We start from the raw sequence: 15,916 nt of genomic DNA on the forward strand, positions 1-15,916 counted from the left end.
CATCGGACATCTCGTCAAAACAATCGAGCCCAACGAATGCAACAACTACTTCGTCAACGCTGGATACGCTTCCGTCAAAACCTGAAACGCTCTAGCCTGCCCGTTCAATCGTTGGCGATGAGCAGCCGTCGATAGACATCGCCAATGGCAGTCGCTTCCTTTTCCAGCGCGAATTCGCTGCGCACGTGACGCACGGCGTTTTCGCCCTGACGAAGCGTCTCCTCCGGATTGGCAAGATAGAAGTCGATAGCCCTGGTCAGCGCTTCACCATCGCCGGCGGGGACGACGGCACCGGTTTCGCCCGGAACGATCAGCTCCGCATAGGCGCCGGCATCCGAGGCGACAACCACGGTGCGGGACGCCATGGCTTCGAGCGGCGTCAAGCCGAAACCCTCGTTGCGGGAAGGGGCGACGTAGAGGGTCGCTCGGCGATACCAGGGCTTGATATCGTCGACTTCGCCGAGAAAACGGATGCGATCGGCAAGGCCGGCGTCGCTCACCAGCTTCACCAATTCATCGCCGAAGCCGCGATGTTCGGCAGTTACCCGGCCGCAGATGACGGCGGTCCAATCCGGATAGCGCGGCAGAAGCTCGATCATCGCCTTGACGAAGAGATCGGTACCTTTCTGATGGCGGACGCGGCCGAAGCAGCCGATGAGATAGGTGCCGGGCAGGCCCGTGGCGGCCATGCGGTCGTCAGGAGTTTCCGGTGGATGAAAGCGATTGAGATCGATGCCGTGCTGGATAACTGTGTGCGGCACATGCAGGAAACTGCCGGAGCGGGTGCTGGTGGCGATGACAGCGTCCATGCGGCGGATGAGCCAGCGCGTATAGCCGGTATGGCGGCGCTGGGCCGCCGAGGTGAACACCAGCTTCAACGGCATGCGCAGAACGGAGCGCAGAAGCAGGCCGACCAGCATCTCGTTGTTGCGGCGGGCATGCCAGACACGCACGCGATGTCGGCGCGGCTTGGTCCAGAGGCCGAAAAGCCTGATCCAGCCGAGCTTGGGCAAATCCGCCGGCAGACCGGGGCCAAGCGTTGCGATGTGATAACCTAGCTCGATCTGCTTGGGGATCAGCTGCACGATCGTGGAGGTAACGCCGGAGAGCCGGCGTTTGAAATTCGTCGCGACGATCTCGATCTCGCGGAGATCGCTCGCATGCGTTGAATCGCGATCGCGCACGGGCTGATTAGCCCCAGGTGACGGAGAGGATTCCGTAAGCCTTGGCGCCGCCGGGTGCATTGACCTCGATGGAATCGCCGACTTCCTTGCCGATCAGGGCGCGGGCGATCGGCGAGGATATGGAAATGCGGCCGGCCTTCACGTCGGCTTCCTGGTCGCCGACGATCTGATAGATCTTCTCTTCCTCGGTGTCCTCGTCGACGAGCTTCACCTTGGCGCCGAACTTGATCTTCGAGCCGGACATCTTGGAGAGGTCGATGACTTCGGCGCGTGCCGTCAGGTCTTCAAGCTCGCCGATGCGGCCTTCATTGTGGCTCTGTGCTTCCTTGGCGGCATGGTACTCGGCATTTTCGGAGAGGTCGCCATGGGCGCGCGCTTCCGCAATTGCCTCGATGATTCTCGGGCGCTCTTCCTGCTGACGCCAGCGCAGTTCTTCCTGCAGCTTGACGAACCCGTTCTGTGTCATCGGTACCTTTTCAACCATTTGCCTTGTCCTTCACTCCCTGCGCTGCTCTTCCGCACACACAAAAGAAAACAGGTTCCGAAGCGGTACTTCGGAACCATGTAGAGCCAATATTTTGTCATCTATAGCAGATTGCGACAGCCGATTTCCAGAAAATTCGATGACTTATGGGAGCCTACTCCACGTCTTCGCATGCCAAGGCCGGGTGCCCGGAAATCGGCCATGAGGCTTCTTCACCGATCATCGCGGTGGCCATTCCGCGCCGCGACGAATGTGATCCGGCTACTGTATCCGCATTCGTCGTGACGGAAATTCGTCCTTAGAAATAGCTCTGCAGCGGCCGCACTTCGAGGTTCCCGGCCTTCAGGGCCTTGATCGCCATGGCGGCGGCTTCGGCGCCGGCCATGGTGGTGTAGTAGGGCACCTTCTGCATCAATGTCGCCCGGCGAAGCGATTTCGAATCCGAGATCGCTTTGTTGCTGTCGGTCGTATTGATGACGAGCTGGACCTGACGGTTGCGGATGGCGTCCTCAATATGCGGGCGGCCTTCCAGCACCTTGTTGATCTTGGTTGCTTCAATGCCATTCTCGGCGAGGAAGCGCTGGGTTCCGCCGGTTGCGAGCACCTTGAAGCCCTGTTCCGTCAGCATGCGGATGGCGGGCAGGACGCGCGGCTTGTCGTCGTCGCGGACCGAGACGAATACTGTCCCGTCGCGCGGCAATTCGACGCCGGCGCCGAGCTGGGACTTGGCGAAGGCCAGAGCAAAATCGGTATCCAGGCCGATGACTTCGCCGGTCGAGCGCATTTCCGGTCCGAGCAGGATGTCGACGCCGGGGAAGCGCGCGAAGGGGAAGACGGCTTCCTTGACGGCGATATGCTTCAGCTTGCGCGGATCGGGCTTTTCGCCATAGGCGGCAAACACCGCATCCAGCTTTTCGCCGGCCATGACGCGGGCGGCGATCTTGGCGATCGGCGCGCCGATGGTCTTGGCGACGAAAGGCACCGTGCGCGAGGCGCGTGGGTTGACTTCGAGCACGTAGACCGTGCCGTCCTTGATGGCGAACTGGACGTTCATCAGACCGCCGACATTCAGCGCCTTGGCCATGGCCTTCGCTTGGCGTTCCAATTCGTCGATCATGGCAGGCGACAGCGTGCGTGGCGGCAGCGAGCAGGCACTGTCGCCGGAGTGGATGCCGGCTTCTTCGATATGTTCCATGATGCCGGCGACGTAGACGTCGGTGCCGTCGGACAGGCAGTCGACGTCGACTTCGATGGCGTTGGCAAGATAGCTGTCGAACAGGAGCGGGTTCTTGCCGAGCAGCGTGTTGATCTGGCCGGTCTTGTCGTTCGGATAGCGCTGCTTAATGTCTTCCGGCACCAGTTCGGGGACCGTGTCGAGAAGATAGGTTTGCAGCATGCCTTCCGAATGAATGATCTGCATGGCGCGGCCGCCGAGAACGTATGATGGGCGCACGACCAGCGGGAAGCCGATTTCCGACGCGACGAGGCGGGCCTGCTCGACCGAATAGGCGATGCCGTTGTTCGGTTGGTTGAGATCGAGCTTCATCAGCAGCTTCTGGAAGCGGTCGCGGTCTTCGGCAAGGTCGATGGCGTCAGGCGCCGTGCCGAGGATCGGAATGCCGTTCTTTTCGAGCGCTTCTGCGAGCTTCAGTGGGGTCTGGCCGCCGAACTGGACGATGACGCCGACAACTTCGCCATTTTCCTGCTCCGCCTTCAGGATTTCGATCACGTCTTCGGCCGTCAGCGGCTCGAAATAGAGACGATCCGAGGTGTCATAGTCGGTCGAGACCGTTTCCGGATTGCAGTTGATCATGATCGCTTCATAGCCGGCATCCTTCAGGGCGAAGGCGGCGTGGCAGCAGCAATAGTCGAACTCGATACCCTGGCCGATACGGTTCGGGCCGCCGCCGAGAATGACGACCTTCTTGCGGTCGGAGACCTGTGCTTCCGAGCGCGCGGTACCGACGAAAGGCGTCTCATAGGTCGAATACATGTAAGCAGTGGGCGACGCAAACTCGGCGGCGCAGGTATCGATGCGCTTGAAGACCGGGCGCACGTTCAGCTTGTTGCGAAGCTCCGCCACTTCCTTCGGCCGCTTGCCGGTCAGCGTTGCGAGACGCGCGTCCGAGAAGCCCATCGCCTTCAGCATGCGCAGATTGGTCGCATCTTCCGGCATGCCATGCTCGCGGATGCGGGCTTCCATGTCGACGATGCTTTTGAACTGCGCGATGAACCAGGGGTCGATCTTGCAGCCTTCGTGCACTTCTTCCGGCGTCAGGCCGAGGCGCAGCGCCTGAGCAACCATGCGCAGACGGTCCGGTGTCGGCGTGCCGATGGCGGCGCGGATGGCGTTGCGGTTTCCTTCACCCTCTTCGGTGCCGGGGATTTCGATCTCGTCAAGGCCGGTCAGGCCGGTTTCGAGGCCGCGCAGCGCCTTCTGCAGCGATTCGGCAAAGGTGCGGCCGATCGCCATGACTTCGCCGACCGACTTCATCGCTGTGGTCAGAACCGGCGAGGCGCCTGGGAACTTCTCGAAGGCAAAACGCGGGATCTTGGTGACGACATAGTCGATCGAGGGCTCGAAGGATGCCGGGGTTGCACCGCCGGTAATGTCGTTTTCCAGTTCGTCGAGCGTATAGCCGATGGCCAGCTTGGCTGCGATCTTGGCGATCGGGAAGCCGGTCGCCTTCGATGCGAGGGCGGAAGAGCGCGACACGCGCGGGTTCATTTCGATGACGACGAGGCGCCCGTCCTTCGGATTGACCGCGAACTGCACGTTCGAGCCGCCGGTTTCGACGCCGATCTCGCGCAGGACCGCGATCGAGGCGTTGCGCATGATCTGATATTCTTTGTCCGTCAGCGTCAGCGCCGGAGCAACCGTGATCGAATCGCCGGTGTGGACGCCCATGGGATCGATGTTTTCGATCGAGCAGATGATGATGCAGTTGTCCGCCGTGTCGCGGACCACTTCCATCTCGAATTCCTTCCAGCCGAGCACAGATTCTTCGACCAGCACTTCGGTGGTCGGGGAGGCATCAAGGCCACCGCCGACGATTTCGAAGAATTCCGAGCGGTTATAGGCAATGCCGCCGCCGGTGCCGCCCAACGTGAACGAAGGACGGATGATGGCGGGCAGGCCGACATGGTCGATCGCCTGGGCGGCGATTGCCATGGCATGGCTCATGTAACGCTGCTTGCGGTCGCTTTCGCCGAGGTTCCACTGGTTTTCCAGTTCGTCGAGCGCCTTGTCGAGCTCGGCACCGGAAAGCTGTGCCTTCAGCTTAGTGCGCTCGGCTTCATGCGTCTTGCGGTCGGTATCCTTGATGTCGGTGGCGTTCGCCAGCATCGAGCGCGGCGTTTCGAGACCGATGCGGGCCATGGCTTCGCGGAAGAGGGCGCGGTCTTCGGCCATGTCGATCGCGGCCGGCTTGGCGCCGATCATCTCGACATTATAGCGGTCGAGCACGCCCATGCGCTTCAGCGACAGCGCTGTGTTGAGCGCGGTCTGGCCGCCCATGGTCGGCAGCAGGGCGTCCGGGCGCTCCTTGGCGATGATCTTGGCGACGACTTCCGGCGTGATCGGCTCGACATAAGTGGCATCCGCCAAGCCCGGGTCGGTCATGATCGTCGCGGGATTGGAGTTGACGAGGATGACGCGGTAGCCTTCCTCCTTCAGCGCCTTGCAGGCCTGTGTACCGGAATAGTCGAATTCGCAAGCTTGGCCGATAACAATCGGTCCTGCGCCGATGATGAGGATCGATTTGATATCTTGGCGCTTCGGCATGGGCTCACATCCGTTTTTTTGTTGCGCGAAAAACCGGCCAGGGTGGGAGATCACCGGCCGGGGGCGCATGGCATGTCTTTTCAGGCTAGAAGCGGCTTATAGGCAAATGTATTTGCAAACGGAACCCCATAAATCGCGGAATCGACAGGAATTCGGCATGCGCTCCTCATGGAGCGGTGAATTAGCAGGCGGTTCCGCTCATCATCACTAGTCCTCTATATAATGAGGGACGAAGCGCGAGGTATCGCGCGTAATGGGCGTATCGTCCTCGCGAATACCGATACCCGCCGGTTGGCCTGCGACGATCCAGGATCCGATCACGGTCCAATCGTCTCCGAAGCGGGGAAGCAGATGCAGTGCCTGCCTTATATATCCCTCTTCTCCGTAGGGGCCCTCGACGTGATACAAACCGCCACCAGCTTCGTAATTGACGAGCGTCACATTCGCGCCCTCGCGGGATAGCAACGGTTTACGGACATAGCGGTCCCCAAGATGGCTGCTGCGCAGATCGTCCTCGAAATAGGCGGGCAGCAAATTTTCGTGGCCGGGGAACATTTCCCACAGCACGGGCAGTAGCCCCTTGTTGGACAGCGTCAGTTTCCAAAGCGGCTCGACTATTCGCGTCGGTGTCAACGGCAGATGGCGACCGAAAGGCTCGCGTACCATGTCTTCTAGCGGATAAAGCTTGAATATGCAGTCGATGCGCTCGTCTTGAAGATCAATTAGCCAATGTTTGTCGTCGACGCCGATATCGGGCATGGCGATCAGCTTTGTCTTGCAGCCAGCCTGTGCAGCGCAATCGACAAGATAGTTCAACGTCACGAGGTCTTCCTCGGATTCCAACATGCCGGCGAAGTGCATGCGCTGCGACGGTCCAGCAAGGACGCGTATCGCGTCGATCAGACGTTCATGCACGGAATTGAACTGGTCGGCTGAGGACGGAAGTTCGCCGCGTTGCTTCATGTCTTCCAGCCAGCGCCATTGGAAGACCGCGCTTTCGAACAGGCTGGTCGGCGTGTCCGCATTGAATTCGAGCAGCTTTGCCGGATCGTTTCCGTCGTAAGAGAGGTCGAATCGGCCGTAGAGATCATGTTCGCGATTGCGCCAGGAGCGTAATATTGCATCGTGGTAGGCGGGCGGAATGGCCATGCGGTGCATCAACTCACCGTCCGAGGCAATTTTCTCGACGGCAGCGTAACACATTTCCAGCAATTCGGCGGAAGGATCCTCCAGCCTCGTCTCTACTTCCTCAAGGGTAAAGGCATAGGCGTGCCGTTCGTCCCAATAGCGTTGGCCATACATGGAATGAATGGTGAAGCCACAAGCCTCGGCGTCGGCCTTCCAATCCAGTCGCTCGTTCATGACGACGCGTTTCATCCGCTCACCCGTTAACCCGAAAGATGGAAGCCGCGAAAGCCCCAGCCGCCACGCTCTACCATGCCGGCCGAGCGCGTCGAACGTTCGGAAGACGACCCCCAGAAACTATGGCCGCCACCGCCGCCACCCGAAGATGACGATTGTATATCGTCGTCCTTTTTCTTTGCTGCATAGTTTGTTTTTCCAAGCAGCATGCCGTTTGCGAGGCTGCGACCGGTCGCCGTTCGAAAGTCGCTGCTTCCACGCGGCTGGTAGAGCGCTTTGGTGCCAAGCGTTCCTGCAGCACTGCCGACGAGATAGCCGGCCAGCAATGGAATGAAGTGGCCCGTACCTGCCTGATGGGCGCCGGTTGTTGGTTGGCACTTGTCGGCACCATACTCCTTCTCGCAGTTCGCCATCGTCTCGTAGGCGGGCGCATTCTGCTTGCGCTCGGTTTCGGCTGCGGCAAACTGGGATCGACATTCGTCGGCAGAAAAGGCTTCGCTCGCGATGCAGGCGTCGGCGTCCTTGTATATTTGTGCGGTATCTTCCTTTTGGCCACAGCCCGTCAACGCTGCTGTTCCCATTAGCAGCAGAGACACACTCATCGATCGCTTCATTAGACCCTCGGCGCCTTCGCGTTCATACCCGGATATTCCGGACGTTGCCCGCACAAGTCTACCAGCCGCCACACACGCAGGTGCGGTTGTCTACATGTGCAAAGATTGCAACGTAAAGAATATGGGCGAGAGAATAATTAGGTGTAAATCGGCCATATTTAAAGAACGTAGACGTGCGTTCTGTTGATTTTTTGACCAAAGGTTGCGACCGCAAAAAGAGGTCTTTCCAATTTTCCTAAGTTTTGGTGACCCCGATATATCCGGGAGAAGGCGGGACTCATTTATCTCTGGCCCACGGGGGGGTACCAGGAGATAGACTATGGATTGGCGGAGCGTCGGCAATCCGACAATTGCTAGCCAAAACGGTGCCGGACTGCATCGGCATAAGGGCGGCTCACGGGCATTTCCATGCCGTCGCGCGTCACGATGAAAAGTTTGCCGTTGTCGCGTTTCAAACCGGCGACATGGTCGGCGGCAATCCAATGGGATCGATGCAGGCGCATGCCCTCGGTATCGCCGATTTCCCTCAGCGCATCGCCGAAGCGCAGCAGGACGAGCTCGCGGCCGCGGCTGGTGACGACCTCGGTATAGTGATCCCGCACGGCAAGCCGTATGAGCGCTCCCCGATTTTCCGGTTTCAGGCGCGACAGGATCGGTGCCTGCGAGGGCAGGTCGCGAATCTCCGATGTCTTTATAGAGGTGGTTGCCGGCTCGTCGTTGCTTGGTCGCTCGGCGGCCACCGCGATTTGCCGATGCATGGTCAGGTAGCTCAAAAAGCAAAAGAGCAGGCAAAGCGGTATCGAAGTCAGCGATTGGCGCAGGCTGCCTGCCACGGTGGGTAAGGTGCCGAAGAATGCCAGATCGATCAGCCCGATGCCGAAGCCGATCGGAAGTGCTGCAATGATCGAGCCCGTCATCATCCGGGCAAACATGCTGGCCACCCGTTTGCGCAGGAGGATTTCGGCGACGACGGAGAAGACGATGGCTATCGACCAGGCCATGGCATGAAGGGCCAGCCAATAGCCGAGCCGAGCGCCCGGCATCAGCCGTGCGAATGTGTCGTAGGGACCGGTCAGGGCAAAGATCAGGACGACCGTGACGAAGGTTGCCCAGAATCGCGGCGAACGCTGGAAGACTTGCAATTCACGAAGCGTGGATTGCAGAAAGGTGTGATCCACGAAATTTTCCCGTTCTTTCGCGCAATTTCAATTGAGAGAACAACAATATCGCGGAAAGGCTCGACAAACTCAACCGGATCCCGCCATGACCTTCGAGCCGCTTCTTCATGCTTCGATCGCAATCCAGATTCACGTTGCGGCAGTCATCCCGGCCGCCGTGCTCGGCGCCTATCTTCTGCTGAAGCCAAAGGGGACTTCGAGGCATCGATTGCTCGGCAAGATATGGCTGAGCCTCATGCTGGTCACGGCGCTATCGAGCTTCTTCATTCACCAGATCAACATGGTCTATGGCTTCAGCCCCATTCATCTACTCTCCCTATTGGTTCTCTTTGGCTGTTGGGGAGCGATCGCCAATGCTCGCAATCACAATATTGGGGCGCATAAGCGCATCGTCAGAAGCCTCTACTTCGGCGGCATCGTCGGTGCGGGGGCGTTTACGTTCCTTCCGGGCCGTATCATGCACATGATGGCCTTCGGCGGCGACGAAATTGTGCCGCTCGTCGTCGTCGCAGCTATTGCGATCGTTCTTCTATGGCTGCTGTCGAAAGAAATATGGCGTCGCCGAGGTTTAACTTGACGTTCTGTCGCTCGCCAACTGGTGTTGCCCGTCTTCCTGGATATATAAGTGCTTTAAGGGACATTGGTTTAAGGCATCGCCAGGAGGTGCAATCATGGATTGGAAGGGGCGTCGGCAATCCGACAATATCGAGGATGAACGCGGCTCATCGCCCATGGGCGGCGGCGGCGGCTTCCGCTTCCCCGGCGGCGGGATAGGCGGCGGCGGTTTGAGCCTGCGCACCATCATCGTTCTGGTGGTGATCTTCCTCGTGCTGAGAGCCATGGGCGTCGATGTCATGGGCCTGCTGCAGCAGAGTGGCGTGCTGGGCGGCGGCTCGGGATATCAGCAGAGCACATCAACCGGGAATAGTGGTCGGCCCGCCAATGACGAGATGAAGCAATTCGTCGCGACTGTTCTTGCCGATACAGAGGATACCTGGACCGGCATTTTCAAATCGATGGGCCAGACCTATACCGATCCGAAGCTCGTGCTGTTCTCGGGCAGCTTCCCTTCGGCTTGTGGACAGGCTTCGGCCGCGACCGGGCCCTTCTATTGCCCGAGCGATCAGAAGGTCTATCTCGATATGGCCTTCTTCCAGCAGATGAAGGATCAATTCGGTGCATCCGGCGATTTCGCTCAGGCCTATGTCATTGCGCATGAGGTCGGCCATCATGTTCAGGATCTGCTCGGCATCCTGCCGAAGTTCAACCAGGCCCGCCGGACCATGAACGAGGTGGATGCCAACAAGATGTCGGTGCGTATTGAGTTGCAGGCCGATTGCTTTGCCGGCATCTGGGGCAAGTTCACACAGCAGAAGGGCATCTTGCAGGCAGGCGACCTTGAGGAGGCACTGAACGCCGCCCAGCAGATCGGCGACGACACGCTGCAAAAGCGCACACAGGGCTATGTCGTTCCGGATAGCTTCAACCACGGTACTTCCGCGCAGCGCATGAAGTGGTTCAAGCAGGGTTTCGATTCCGGCAAGCTCAGTGATTGCGATACGCTGAACAATCCCGTTTGATCTCCTTCGCCCGCTCTCCGGCAGGAAGCGGGCGAAGTGCCAATTCCTTTTCCTTATTTCTCGCTATCCAGATGCGTCAATTGCGCTTCCGGATAGCGCCCGCCCGCGGCGGCGTCCTTTGGCACGGCGCGTTCGATCGCCGCCATATCGGCTTCCGACAACTTCACCGAGAGCGCGCCTAAAGCTTCCGTCAGGCGATCGCGGCGGCGGGCGCCGACAACCGGCACGATGTCCTGGCCTCGGGCCGCGACCCAGGCGATGGCGACCTGGGCGACGCTGGCATCCTTGGCTTCGGCGATCCCTCGCAATGCTTCCACCAATTCCAGGTTCTTTTCGAGATTTCCGGCCTGGAAACGCGGGCTCATGGAGCGGAAATCGCCTTTCTGGGCGTTGTCCTTCTGCCAATGGCCGCTGATGAGGCCACGCGAGAGGACGCCATAGGCCGTGATGCCGATACCGAGTTCGCGGCAGGTCGGCAGGATACTGTCCTCGATGCCGCGCGAGATCAGCGAATATTCGATCTGGAGGTCGACGATCGGATGCACGGCGGCGGCGCGGCGGATGGTCTCAGCACCGACCTCGGACAGGCCGATATGCCTGATGTAGCCGGCCTTGATGAGATCGGCCATGGCACCGACCTGCTCCTCGATCGGCACGTTCGGATCGAGACGCGCCGGGCGGTAGATGTCGATGTGGTCGACTCCGAGACGTTGCAGCGAATAAGCGACGAAATTCGTGATCGCGGCCGGTCGGGCATCATAGCCGAGCCAGCCGCCGGCCGGATCGCGCAATGCACCGAATTTCACGCTGAGCAGGAAATCGTCCCGCTTCAGCCCCTTGATGGCCTCGCCGATCAGCATTTCATTGTGGCCCATGCCGTAGAAGTCGCCGGTATCCAGCAGGTTTATGCCGGCATCGAGAGCGGCATGGATTGTCGCGATGCTCTCGGCGCGGTCGGACGGCCCGTACATGCCGGACATGCCCATGCAGCCGAGGCCGAGGGCGGATACCTGGGGGCCTGTCTTGCCCAATTGGTGGTTTTGCATTGCAGTTCTCCTTCGGTCGGAAGCGCGCTCTCATCTCCAGAGCCATCTACGCAGCTTGTTTTACTCGATCGGCCTTTGTGCGATAATCCGTGTAAATCGAAACGGGCTGTTTGGAATTTCGCACAATGGATGACTTGCCGCTGGCCGATCTTGTCGCCTTCACCGCTGTTGCCCGCGAGCGTAGCTTTCGCGTGGCCGCGCGCAAGCGCGCTGTTTCCGCCTCATCACTGAGCGAGGCGATCCGGCGGCTGGAGGAGCGGCTTGGCGTGCGCCTGCTGAACCGTACCACGCGTAGCGTGACGCCGACCGAAGCGGGTGAGCGGCTGATGGAGCGGCTGACCCCCGCGATGAGCGAGATCGCCGTTGCGCTCGACGACATCAATAGCTTTCGCGACCGTGTGGGCGGGACTTTGCGGCTGAATGTGCCGACAGTCGCTGCCATGGTGGTGATGCCTGATATCGTCAATCGCTTTTTGAAGAACTATCCGGGGATATCGGTCGAAATCGTTGCCGAAGACAGCTTCATCGATGTGCTCGCGGCCGGGTTTGACGCCGGCATTCGCTATGACGAGAGGTTGGAAAAGGATATGATCGCCGTGCCCATCGGGCCACGGCAGCAATCTTATGTGACCGCCGCGGCGCCCGCCTACCTGGCGGCAAACGGTACACCGCGCCACCCGCGCGATATACTCGAGCATCGCTGCATCGGTCATCGGTTCCTCAGCCGCTCCAACGCTCCCTGGGATTTTGAAAAGGATGGCGAAACGATCGTCATTTCGCCTTCAATGGTGATTGCCACGAATTCGATCGATATCGAACGCAGTGCCGCGGTTGCCGGTCTCGGCATCATCAGGACGTTTCGGGAATTCCTCGCGCCGCAGCTTGCGACAGGCGAGCTGGTACCCATTCTCGAAGAATGGGAAACGGCCTTTTCCGGTCCGTTTCTCTATTATGCGAGCCGCCGCCATATGCCGGGTCCGCTCCGGGCCTTCGTCGACTTCCTTAATATCGAGCAGCGACGGACCCGGGAAAAATAAGTGTCATTATAGCCCGCAGATCAAAAAAAGCGGTCGATAAATCGATAAGATTGAAGCGTTCACGGATTGTTTCCGCCAAAATCTTTAGGTATGGGGAACACTCCGGTTTTTCGTTCACGTTCTGTCTCTTCATGGAGGCGGGGCCGCCAAAAGGCAACTCCATGATCGATCAGAAATTTGCACGGCGCGGTCTGTTCCTCGTCTTTCTCATCCTCTTCCTCGATGTCATGGGCATTGCGATCATCATGCCCGTGATGCCGAAATACCTGGAAGAGTTGACGGGTGCCGCAGTCAGCGAAGCTGCCACCGAAGGCGGCTGGCTGCTGCTGGCCTATGCCGCGATGCAGTTCCTGTTCTCGCCGCTGATCGGCAATTTGAGCGATCGGTTCGGACGCCGTCCACTCCTGCTCGCCTCGGTGCTGACATTCGCGATCGACAATTTCATCTGCGCGATCGCGGGTACCTACTGGATGCTGTTCGTCGGCCGTATCCTCGCCGGTATCAGTGGTGCGAGCTTCTCGACCTGCTCGGCCTATATCGCCGACATCAGCAATGACGAGAACCGTGCGAAGAATTTCGGCCTGATCGGCATGGCCTTCGGTGTCGGCTTCGTGCTCGGTCCGGTCATCGGCGGTTTTCTGGGCGAATTCGGTCCGCGGGTGCCGTTCTATGGAGCGGCTGCCCTCGCATTCCTGAATTTCGTCGGAGCCTATTTCCTCCTGCCGGAAACATTGGACGCCAGGCATCGCCGGCCGTTCGAGATCTGGCGGGCCAATCCATTCGGCGCGCTAAGGCAGATACGACGCTATCAGGGCATCGGCTGGGTCTGCGTCGTCATGTTCCTGAACTGGCTGGCGCATGGCGTCTATCCGGCCGTCTGGTCCTTCGTCACCTCCTATCGCTATGATTGGAGCGAGGGGCAGATCGGCTTTTCCCTTGGCGTTTATGGTATCGGCGCGGCCCTCGTCATAGGGCTTGTCCTGCCTCGGCTGGTGCCCATGCTCGGGGAGTGGAAGACCGCATTGCTCGGGCTGGCGTTTTCCTGCCTCGGCCTGATGGGCTATGCTTTCGCGTGGCAAGGCTGGATGGTCTATGGGGTCGTCGTCGCAACGGTCATCGAAAACGTCGCCGATGCGCCCTTACGTTCCATCGCCGCGAGCAAGGTTCCGCCTTCGGCGCAGGGTGAGCTGCAGGGCGCGCTCGGCAGCCTGACGAGTATCACCGCGATCATCGGGCCTCTGCTGTTCCCGTATCTGTTCCGCTATTATACCGCGCCGACGGCGCCCGTGACCTTTGCCGGAGCACCATTCGTCATGGGTGCCATTCTGGTCGCGACAGCGCTCATTGTGCTTCTTACCAAGGTTCGCAAAGATCAGCCGAAGGCGGCCGTGCAATCGCAAGCCGGAGAGGCGGCCTAAAAATTCATCAGATATTTTGATGGTATGATGAATTCTTTAGCATCGTTACCTTGTCGGCTGGCTTTTCCGCCTAAGTTGCGGTATTGCGACAGGCTCGCGCACCCAGGGGTGGGGCGGTTCGCGCGATTCTGGAAATCGAGTTTTCATGATGGATATGCCGCTAGCTGCGCGCCCGTACGCGCACGACAACAATAATTCGTGGTCTGCGCATCTACGTGCCACCCTTGCGCTCGGGATACCGCTGATCGGCGCACAATTGGCGCAGCTTGGCATCAATACCACGGACGTGATGATCGTCGGTCGCCTCGGCGCCGAGCAGCTGGCCGCGATGGTACTCTCAGCGCAGTTCCTGTTCACGATCCTGATTTTCGGTTCGGGCTTTTCCATCGCCGTCGTGCCGCTGGTGGCGCAGGCCTACGGCCAGGGCGATGTCGTGTCCGTGCGACGGGCGCTGCGCATGGGCCTGTGGGTCGTGACCATCTATTGGCTGATGGCACAGCCTGCCTTTCTATATTCCGAGGAGATCCTTCTGGCGGCGGGACAAAAGCCCGATGTGGCAAAGCTGGCCAGCGACTACATCGCCATCGGCCATTTCGCCCTGTTGCCGGGATTGCTCTACAACGTCATTCGCGCCCTCGTGAGTGCTATCGGCCGTGCCGGCGTCATTCTCAATGTGACCATCGCCATGCTTGTCATGAACGCTGTGCTTGCCTATGCCTTGGTGCTCGGTCATTTCGGCATGCCGGCGCTCGGTCTTCATGGTGCGGCCATCGTCTCCGTTGCCGTACAGACGGCCGGCTTCATCTTCATCGTCGGCTATGTTCAGAGCCGGGAAGAAATGCGTCGCTACGAGATCTTCGTCCATCTGTGGCGGCCGGATTGGCATGCCTTGTGGGATGTCGTCCGCCTGGGCTTCCCGATCAGCATCACCGTTCTCGCCGAGGTCAGCCTGTTCACGGCGGCGTCGTTGCTTATGGGGCGGATCGGCACGATCGAGCTTGCTGCCCATGGCATCGCGCTTCAATGGGCATCGATTGCCTTCATGATCCCGCTCGGCCTCAGCCAAGCGGCGACGGTGCGGGTGGGCGTCGCGCACGGGCAAGGCGATCATCTCGGCCTGAAGCGCGCGGCGATCGTCGTGCTCATCGTTTCGAGCTGCATTTCGCTGTGTGGCAGCATCCTGTTCGCCACCTTGCCGGCATGGTTCGGAAGCTGGTTCCTCGACATTACGTCGGCCGATGCCCCGAAAGTGCTTGCCTATGCAACGCCGCTGATCGTGGTCGCCGGCCTGTTCCAGCTCGTCGACGGCTTGCAGGCGATTGCGAGCGGCCTGTTGCGCGGCCTGAAGGATGCGCGCGTGCCGATGATCCTGGCGCTGATCGCCTATTGGCCGATCGGCTTCTTCCTAGCATGGCTGCTGGCCTTCCCGTTCGATTTCGGCGGGATCGGCATATGGCTCGGTTTCCTGCTTGGCCTTGCTTCGGCGGCGGCCATGCTTTGCGCGCGATTCTACATTCTCGTGCGTTCGGAAAGAGAACCCGCATAATATCTGCGGCGGCGATCGTCGAGCGGTAAGACTACTGACAAATACTGTCAGCATGGTCGCGTATATTCCCTTCATACCAATGACGGGAGACGACCATGACACTCAGAGCCAGCGATCGTAACGATGCCGCGCTTTTGCCGCGGGAAGACTCCATCAACGAGGGCACGACAGTGCGCCTTTTTCCGCACGCCAATACATCGTGCCGGCGGCCCGAACCGGCGCAGAAGTCCTATTGGCTGGCGGTGGCTAGCGCAGAGCACGTACGCCACGGACGCGAGCACGGCTTCATGCAGGTGAACCACGGCAAGCAGGGGCCAGTGAAGCGCATCAAGCCGGGCGACGGCATCGTTTATTATTCGCCGTCTGTAAAGATGGGCGAGAAAGACAGCTTTCAGAGCTTTACCGCCATCGGCTTTGTCCGTGAAGGAGAGCCCTACCTTGCGCAGATGGGTTGCGGAAAAGCCTATCGCCGGGATGTCGACTGGCTGGATGCGCCCGAGCAGCCGCTCCGCCCCTTGCTGGGTTGGCTTGATTTCACCCAGGACAAGAACTGGGGCTACAGGCTGAGATTCGGCCTTGTCGCCTTCGGACAGTCGGACTTCGAGTTCCTGGAGGAAATCATGATGAGTGAGCTTGAGGTGGTAAAGCAGCGCCGCCTGCAGGCTTGACCGGGCATGGAGCAT

13 protein-coding genes are annotated in these 15,916 nt (G+C 59.8%); 6 read left to right on the forward strand and 7 right to left on the reverse strand.

The features are described 5' to 3' along the window. Positions 1-104: 104 nt before the first annotated feature. The 6 genes from FHT28_RS26660 to FHT28_RS26685 all read right to left on the reverse strand — a co-directional run bounded on the left by FHT28_RS26660 (position 105) and on the right by FHT28_RS26685 (position 8,606). Positions 105-1,184 (reverse strand): glycosyltransferase family 4 protein, encoded by a 1,080-nt coding sequence (locus FHT28_RS26660; protein ID WP_047562744.1) that lies wholly within the window; start codon positions 1,182-1,184, stop codon positions 105-107. Positions 1,185-1,191: 7 nt separating this feature from the next. Further along, positions 1,192-1,668, reverse strand: coding sequence for a transcription elongation factor GreA (gene greA, locus FHT28_RS26665; protein ID WP_034504116.1), 477 nt, complete (start codon positions 1,666-1,668; stop codon positions 1,192-1,194). A gap of 298 nt (positions 1,669-1,966) precedes the next feature. Beyond that, positions 1,967-5,452, reverse strand: a complete 3,486-nt coding sequence (carB, locus tag FHT28_RS26670) for a carbamoyl-phosphate synthase large subunit (protein WP_047562747.1) — start codon at positions 5,450-5,452, stop codon at positions 1,967-1,969. A gap of 207 nt (positions 5,453-5,659) precedes the next feature. After that, entirely contained in the window at positions 5,660-6,829 is a 1,170-nt protein-coding gene (locus tag FHT28_RS26675; RefSeq protein WP_092577277.1) for a glutathionylspermidine synthase family protein, read from the reverse strand. Between the two features lie 11 nt (positions 6,830-6,840). After that, positions 6,841-7,416 carry a DUF1190 domain-containing protein gene (locus FHT28_RS26680; protein ID WP_162693675.1) on the reverse strand — a complete coding sequence of 192 codons (576 nt, stop codon included), beginning with the start codon at positions 7,414-7,416 and terminating at the stop codon, positions 6,841-6,843. A 365-nt stretch (positions 7,417-7,781) separates the two neighbouring features. Continuing rightward, a complete protein-coding gene (locus tag FHT28_RS26685; protein ID WP_168597854.1) occupies positions 7,782-8,606 on the reverse strand; it encodes a LytTR family transcriptional regulator DNA-binding domain-containing protein in 825 nt (274 codons plus the stop codon). Positions 8,607-8,691: 85 nt separating this feature from the next. On the opposite strand from FHT28_RS26685, the gene FHT28_RS26690 reads away from it, so the two are divergent. Together FHT28_RS26690 and FHT28_RS26695 are read left to right on the forward strand one after the other, a co-directional pair. Further along, positions 8,692-9,183, forward strand: a complete 492-nt coding sequence (locus FHT28_RS26690; RefSeq protein WP_168597855.1) for a DUF2306 domain-containing protein — start codon at positions 8,692-8,694, stop codon at positions 9,181-9,183. 94 nt (positions 9,184-9,277) lie between these two features. Continuing rightward, positions 9,278-10,186 (forward strand): neutral zinc metallopeptidase, encoded by a 909-nt coding sequence (locus FHT28_RS26695; protein WP_168597856.1) that lies wholly within the window; start codon positions 9,278-9,280, stop codon positions 10,184-10,186. 53 nt (positions 10,187-10,239) lie between these two features. On the opposite strand, the gene FHT28_RS26700 is transcribed toward FHT28_RS26695, so the two are convergent. Beyond that, entirely contained in the window at positions 10,240-11,232 is a 993-nt protein-coding gene (locus tag FHT28_RS26700) for an aldo/keto reductase (RefSeq protein ID WP_168597857.1), read from the reverse strand. A gap of 125 nt (positions 11,233-11,357) precedes the next feature. Here FHT28_RS26700 and FHT28_RS26705 point away from each other — a divergent pair, with 125 nt between their 5' ends. From FHT28_RS26705 to FHT28_RS26720, 4 genes are all read left to right on the forward strand, one after another. Next, on the forward strand, positions 11,358-12,269 hold the full coding sequence (locus FHT28_RS26705) for a LysR family transcriptional regulator (RefSeq protein ID WP_168597858.1): 912 nt from the start codon (positions 11,358-11,360) through the stop codon (positions 12,267-12,269). Positions 12,270-12,430: 161 nt separating this feature from the next. Then, positions 12,431-13,687, forward strand: a complete 1,257-nt coding sequence (locus tag FHT28_RS26710) for a tetracycline resistance MFS efflux pump (RefSeq protein ID WP_037194597.1) — start codon at positions 12,431-12,433, stop codon at positions 13,685-13,687. A 148-nt stretch (positions 13,688-13,835) separates the two neighbouring features. Next, positions 13,836-15,233, forward strand: a complete 1,398-nt coding sequence (locus FHT28_RS26715) for an MATE family efflux transporter (protein WP_092577284.1) — start codon at positions 13,836-13,838, stop codon at positions 15,231-15,233. A 95-nt stretch (positions 15,234-15,328) separates the two neighbouring features. Continuing rightward, complete coding sequence (locus tag FHT28_RS26720) at positions 15,329-15,901, forward strand: EVE domain-containing protein (RefSeq protein WP_168597859.1); 573 nt, start codon at positions 15,329-15,331, stop codon at positions 15,899-15,901. The last annotated feature ends 15 nt before the right edge of the window (positions 15,902-15,916 follow it).

Origin of the sequence: Rhizobium sp. SG570, assembly GCF_012275345.1 — a bacterium.
Classification (GTDB): domain Bacteria; phylum Pseudomonadota; class Alphaproteobacteria; order Rhizobiales; family Rhizobiaceae; genus Rhizobium; species Rhizobium lusitanum.